Origin of the sequence: Neobacillus muris (assembly GCF_943193175.1) — a bacterium.
Taxonomy (GTDB): Bacteria; Bacillota; Bacilli; order Bacillales; family Cytobacillaceae; genus Neobacillus; species Neobacillus muris.
On sequence record NZ_CALPDF010000077.1, the window covers coordinates 1 to 6,585 of the forward strand.

General features: G+C 37.7%; 4 protein-coding genes and 3 pseudogenes. 6 read left to right on the forward strand and 1 reads right to left on the reverse strand.

What is annotated here, in order from left to right; genetic code table 11:
- Nucleotides 1-71: 71 nt before the first annotated feature.
- From NFS43_RS24150 to NFS43_RS24165, 4 genes and pseudogenes are all read left to right on the forward strand, one after another.
- A pseudogene (locus NFS43_RS24150) lies at nt 72-278 on the forward strand (PEP-utilizing enzyme); the annotation flags it as partial.
- A gap of 387 nt (nt 279-665) precedes the next feature.
- On the forward strand, nt 666-1,001 hold the full coding sequence (locus tag NFS43_RS24155; protein ID WP_251555535.1) for an ArsR/SmtB family transcription factor: 336 nt from the start codon (nt 666-668) through the stop codon (nt 999-1,001).
- Nucleotides 1,002-1,026: 25 nt separating this feature from the next.
- Nucleotides 1,027-1,572 (forward strand): annotated as a pseudogene (locus NFS43_RS24160) (NADP-dependent oxidoreductase); the annotation flags it as partial.
- A gap of 265 nt (nt 1,573-1,837) precedes the next feature.
- On the forward strand, nt 1,838-2,545 hold the full coding sequence (locus tag NFS43_RS24165) for a hypothetical protein (protein WP_251555536.1): 708 nt from the start codon (nt 1,838-1,840) through the stop codon (nt 2,543-2,545).
- Between the two features lie 103 nt (nt 2,546-2,648).
- On the opposite strand, the gene NFS43_RS24170 is transcribed toward NFS43_RS24165, so the two are convergent.
- On the reverse strand, nt 2,649-3,236 hold the full coding sequence (locus NFS43_RS24170; RefSeq protein WP_251555537.1) for a cell wall hydrolase: 588 nt from the start codon (nt 3,234-3,236) through the stop codon (nt 2,649-2,651).
- 422 nt (nt 3,237-3,658) lie between these two features.
- Here NFS43_RS24170 and NFS43_RS24175 point away from each other — a divergent pair, with 422 nt between their 5' ends.
- Both NFS43_RS24175 and NFS43_RS24180 read left to right on the forward strand, forming a co-directional pair.
- The gene (locus NFS43_RS24175) at nt 3,659-4,210 is read left to right on the forward strand and encodes a recombinase family protein (RefSeq protein ID WP_251555538.1); all 552 of its coding nucleotides are present in this window, start codon (nt 3,659-3,661) and stop codon (nt 4,208-4,210) included.
- A gap of 33 nt (nt 4,211-4,243) precedes the next feature.
- A pseudogene (locus NFS43_RS24180) lies at nt 4,244-6,520 on the forward strand (Tn3 family transposase); the annotation flags it as partial.
- Nucleotides 6,521-6,585 lie beyond the last annotated feature (65 nt).

The window sequence follows — 6,585 nt, forward strand, 5'->3', positions numbered from 1 at the left end:
TTGACACCCCGTATCATACCAAGAGGGCTCTTTTTTGTTCAAGTCCCCGAAAATCCTTCTAACAGGAATGCTCCTTTACTGACCCTAGCTGGACGCCACTGTTCGTATCCATAAAAGGCTTAGTCACGGAGGTTGGCGGCCTGATGACACATGGAGCCGTGATCGCGCGTGAATACGGATTGCCAGCCGTTGTCGGAGTAGAAAATGCCACCAAGCTGATCAAAGATGGACAGCGAATTCTTGTCAATGGAACAGAAGGATATATCGAAATATTGTAATCGTTGAATAGGTGAAGCTTTCATTTGAAGCATCCCTAACGAGAAGAAATGGATAAACGGGTACACCAAGCTTTCATTAAAACAACCACAAAACCAATTCATTCCCATTGCTTTATGAAGCGGCGCAAAGCACCCCTTTGCGCCGCTTTTTGATTTACAGCCATCTAGTCCCCTATTTTAAGCTGCTAATCATTAAAAGTTCATGGTGCTATTCTTCGACAAATTTCGAGCGGTGACAGGCACCGCCGAATGCACACGCACTCCCCCCATCCGTCTCGATTTTCTTTCTCAATATTGCACCCAACCTCACAATAGGATATCGTTGTATTCGGTCATACGGTTCATCAACTTAAACCATTAAACCGATTACTGGAGGTATTCTACCGAATGAATAAACAGGACCAACTAAATAGACTCAAAGAGGATTTTATCCATTGTCAAAAAGTCCTATTGGCCATCGGCGACGAAACACGTCAAGCGATCCTGTTAGTCCTAATGGGGACAGATTGCCAAACAGGATTACGAGTCGGTGAAATCACAGAACAAACCCACCTTTCTCGACCCGCTGTGTCCCATCATCTGAAGGTTTTACGAGATGCCGGTGTCATCTTAATGCGAAAAGAAGGAACCAAAAACTTTTATTATATTAATGTTCGTTCAGAACTAGGTTTATTAAGAACACTTGTGTCAGATATTGATCAGTTCATGCAGAACTTTTATTGAAATATAGAAATGGGAGGTAAAGACGATGAAGGCCATGGTAATTGACCGGTATGGGAAAGTGCCCATGCGTTTGGCAGAAATGCCCACACCTGAAATTGGTGAAAATGAGGTACTTGCAGAAATTCATGCAGCAAGCATTAACCCTGTTGATTTTAAAATACGTGACGGGAAAGTGAAATTGTTAGTGAGCTATAAAATGCCCCTTATCCTAGGGAATGACTTTTCTGGTGTCGTGACAAAGGTTGGCGCCAAAGTGACTCGTTTTAAAGCGGGCGATGAAATCTATGGACGTCCACGCAAGAGCAAAATCGGTACGTTTGCTGAATATATCGCGATTCATGAAGATGACATCGCCTTAAAGCCTAAAAATTTGAGCTTTGAAGAAGCCGCATCGATCCCGCTGGTGGGGTTAACCTCCTATCAGGCCTTACACGACATTCTGCAGCTGCAAAAAGGACAAAAGATTTTGATTCATGCCGGGGCTGGCGGTGTCGGTACCTTCGCAATTCAGCTGGCCAAATTAATGGGGGCCACGGTAGCAACCACTGGAAGTGAAGCTAGTACGAAGTTAGGGGTCCCACCAACAAAACGCGGAAAACATACGCTAAGCAAATTTCGACATGAATAAAGCCGATTTTTCCTACGCTAAGGAATCATCGGCTTTATTTTATTGGATAAGGGGACGGAGTGTACCTAAACATGTTACTTTTTTCATATCAAAGGTGTATTCTCCAAGAAACTTTAGGTGTTCTCATCCCAGTGGAGAACAGAAAGAATATCCATGAATAATAATAAGATGCTTTAAACATACTAATCAAAAAAATGGAGTGAATATTATGATTAGGTTTTTTAAAAAATTGGCTTTATTATTTATATTATTAATTATCTTAGTCCCAATGGAGACCAAGGCAAATACAGGAGAAAAGATTGTAGGAAGGATTCCAGAAGCAAATGCTACATTATACGCCACTGAAAAAGAAGGGGTTTTAGAAAGGGTTTTAACAAATTTTAAACTCCAATGGATGGGACATCCTAAAATTTTTCCAAAATGGACGAATGTAATTAACCCATCATATCACCCAGAATTATATTACAGTGATATTAATAATGATGGTAAGAAAGAAATAATTATTGTTTTAACAATAGGCTATGGAAGTGAAGACGTAATACAAGAAGTTCATGTGTTACATATAAGAGATGATGGAGGATTATTAGAAATACTTGTCGATAATCCAATGGCGATTATTAACAAGAATGTAAAAACTGAAGCAAGCAAAACAGAAGCTATCATTACTATTGGTAAAAATACAACTAAAATAAATGTTAAGGAGTTAGGTATTGTTCCATCACACATATTTGAAAATGTATCTATAGGAAGGACTTTAGAGTTTAAAGTTATTAATAATAAATTAATGGCTATAGTTGGAGCGACAATAGCACCTTCAGGGGGATTTTTAGGTGAAATACATATTACCTATACTTTTAAAGATAATATGTATCAAGCTGAACAGATTAGTTTTATCCCTAGATGGGAATTAGATTAAATCGCCTCTTCTAGTTCTTAAAAAAGGCAACCGAATGAATCATTCGGTTGCCTTTTGTCTACAATCTGAAATCTTAACTTTAGGTAAGATTCTTCATAAATGATTAATAACCATATACTCGAAAAAATATGTGATTTCCAATATCTACTCTTTCCATCACTCGCTTGGCAGGTTGGCCAGGGAAAGTATATGTTAAATAGCCAGCGCCATCATAGCCATCTCGTTGAGCAAATACAGTAGGTGTATTAAACCACAAGGTACTACCTACTCTTTTAGTAGCTGACCCCGGATCATTAGCAGCAAGCCAGCTATTATTCCATGCTAAAACATCTGAAGGACATCTTGCACCTGATTTTGTCATTCCATCAAAACCCCCAGGTGTTTTTAATACAACATTACGGACATTAGTACCTCCGAATTCCGAAAGATTCTTAAGTTGTCTATTTATTACTACTTGAGCGACTCCTTTCTTTCCATCCATTGATTCTGCTGCTGCCTCTGAATATATTAATCTAGCAACTAATTCAACATTATTAGTTACTGCATTAAATTCTGATAATCCTGTTTGATCAGTTAAACATTGAGGAAGACTTACAGTAGCTGAAGCAGGAGTAGGAATTCCTAAATTAATTAATAATCCTGAACATAGAATTCCAAAACCTAAAATCCCTGATAAAATCTTTTTTTTCACATCTAACACTCCCTTCTTTAATAATATAATAATTCAATAAAACTTGGGTAAATCATCCCATTCTGGAAATTAATTAGAAAAAACAGTAAAATTTACCTATCATTAAGCTTTTTTAACAAAAATAAAATTATAGGTTAATAAATAATCAATCAGTTCACAACTCCAATAAATAAAGAAACTAGGGAATTTTATAAAAGCCTTATCTAATAAAAGTGTTTTATGAAGAATTATAGGAGATTAATAGAAACTATGTTCAGTAAGTCATCAATTTCTGTACATTGAAAAATTTAAGTAGTTTTCTAGCTTTCTATCTACTATATGTGTTCATAAACTCTATAAAGAAATCTATGTTCAGATATTATCCCCAACATTAAGTTATGTTACGATAAAACAGAGAAATCTAAAATCAAAGGGTGGAATTAATGAAGGTAGGTTATGCACGTGTTTCAACAGGCGTTCAAAATCTTGATTTACAACTAGATGCTCTGAAGGAACATGGTTGCGAGGAAATATTTACAGACAAGATTAGTGGAGCTAAAGATAAACGGCAAGGATTAGAGGATGCTCTTCGTTTTGTGCGATCTGGCGATACGATAGTAGTCTGGCGTTTAGATCGATTAGGAAGAAATATGCAGCATCTAATCAAAATTGTAAATGACCTTAATGATCGAGGAGTTAGTTTTCATAGCCTACAGGAAAACATCACGATGGACAAAGCCAGTGCAACGGGCCAACTTATGTTTCATCTTTTTGCTGCTTTTGCCGAATTTGAACGTAATCTTATTCAGGAACGTTCAGCAGCTGGCCGGGCTGCTGCAAGAGCAAGAGGACGATTAGGTGGAAGGCCAGAGAAGTTAGATAAAAAGGAATTAGAAATGCTAAAAACGTTAGTAGCAAATGGAACGCCTATTACGGATATTGCTCAAATGTGGGGAGTTTCCCGAACAACTGTTTATCGATATTTAGAAAAGTAAATTTAAATGTGCTTACGAAAGGATGGGGAAATTATGGCATCAAGAGGAAAAGAATTACTTACAGCAGATCAAAGAGCAGACTTTGTACGGATACCAGCTGATATGAACGAGCGTGAACTGGAAACCTATTATACTTTTTCACAATATGACCTTGAAATTATTAAACGGCATAGAAGAGATCATAATCGCTTAGGCTTTGCTGTCCAATTATGTGCTTTGCGCTATCCTGGGTGGTCCCTTTCAGATGTTGAACCCATTCCCGATTATGTAATTCAATACATCGCAAGACAGATAAATGCAGATCCCAATTCTTTTTCTTTATATGCCCAACGTGACCCAACTAAACATGAACATCTGGAAGAAATCCGACAAGTTTATGGATATCAGAATTTCTCTGCAAGTAAATATCGCGAGACAGCACAGTTTTTATTGCAACATGCCCTACAAAACGGGAATTCTATGTACCTACTTCATATTATTCAAGAAGAACTACGGAATCGAAAAATTATACTTCCTAGCATGACTACATTAGAGCGACTTGTGTGGGAAACCCGGCATCGAGCAGAAGAAAGAATTTTTAAATCATTAACCTGTTCTCTTTCAGATTGGCAAAAGAAAAAGTTGGACAACCTTATCGATCCCTTTGTAGAAAGTAGAAAAACTCCATTAGCATGGCTGAGAGAACTTCCGGGTCAATCTTCACCTGAAGCCTTTCTAAAAGTAATCAAGCGTTTAGAATATATTCGAGAGTTGAAGCTCTCATTAAATAAGATTGAAGTTCATCCTAATCGGTTACTTCAATTATCCCGTATTGGAGCACGCTATGAACCTCATTCATTTCGCAGATTTAAAGAAAATAAGAAATATGCGATTCTTGTAACATACATTGTGACCCTTGGTCAGGATTTAATTGATTATGCGATTGAGATTCATGATCGACAAATGATGATTTTACAGTCGAAAGGTCGGAAAACACAAGAAGAAATGCAAAAACAAAACGGGAAAGCAGTTAATGAAAAAGTCGTTCATTTTGCAGATATTGGGGCCGCACTTATTCAAGCACGAGTTGAAGGTCTTGATCCATTTAGCACTATCGAAAAGGTAATGGCATGGGATAAAATCGTTACTTCTGTTGAAGAAGCAAAAAAACTAGCACGACCGATGGATTATGATTACCTTGACTTACTAGGGAATAGATTTACATATCTGAGAAAGTATACTCCTACCCTTCTTAAATCATTAGAATTTCGTTCCACAAAAGCTACTGAACCATTATTACGTGCATTAAAAACTTTGGACGAGATGAATAAGTCTGGAAAAAGACAAGTTCCGGAAGGATCTCCATTAGATTTTATTCCAAAACGATGGCAAAAGCATGTATATGATAAAGAAGGAACAATTAATCGACATTATTATGAGATGGCAGCCCTAACGGAATTAAGAAATCATATTCGTTCAGGAGACGTTTCTGTAGTTGGTAGTAGACTCCATAAAGACTTTGAGGAATATCTCGTTCCTCAACATGAATGGACAACAACCCATCTTAAAGAATCAAGACTGGCTGTCCGTTCGTCAGCAGAGGAATACCTTGAAGAGAGAAGGGAAGCTCTAGCTCACCGTCTTACATGGGTTTCAAATAATCTTGATAGTCTTGAAGGAGTAAATATCGAGAACGCAAAACTCAGAGTGGATCGTTTGGAGAAGGATACACCAGAAGAAGCACGCGCCTTCAGTTTATCCTTATATAATATGTTGCCAAGAATTAAGCTCACTGATCTTTTAATGGAAGTAGCACATTGGACAGGATTTGACGAGATGTTAATACATGCTTCCACCAATCGACCTCCAAAGGGAGAAGAAAAGGTCATTCTTATGGCTGCGCTCATGGCTATGGGAACTAACATAGGATTGACTAAAATGGCAGATGCTACGCCTGGAGTTACCTATCACCAAATGGCAAATGCCGCACAATGGCGATTGTATGATGATGCTATTAATCGAGCACAAGCCATATTGGTAAACTTTCAACAAAAGCTTACTCTAGCCTCTTATTGGGGAGATGGTAGCACATCTTCATCTGACGGAATGCGCGTACAAGTGGGTGTATCATCGTTGCATGCTGAAGCAAATCCCCATTATGGCACGGGTAAAGGAGCAACCATTTATCGGTTTACTAGTGATCAATTTTCATCCTTTTATACGAAAGTCATTAATACCAATGCAAGAGATGCAGTCCATGTCATCGATGGATTGCTTCATCATGAAACAGAATTAAATATTGAGGAGCATTATACTGATACGGCTGGTTATCAATACCTTTTTATAAAAAAGTTAGAATTTAAGTGTGTTCTTTCATTATAGACATGTATTTAAAG

Bases quoted from the DNA above. Each gene is read 5' to 3' on its own strand.
- NFS43_RS24175 (WP_251555538.1), top strand. From the start codon at position 3,659: ATGAAGGTAGGTTATGCACGTGTTTCAACAGGCGTTCAAAATCTTGAT.
- NFS43_RS24165 (WP_251555536.1), top strand. From the start codon at position 1,838: ATGATTAGGTTTTTTAAAAAATTGGCTTTATTATTTATATTATTAATT.
- NFS43_RS24155 (WP_251555535.1), top strand. From the start codon at position 666: ATGAATAAACAGGACCAACTAAATAGACTCAAAGAGGATTTTATCCAT.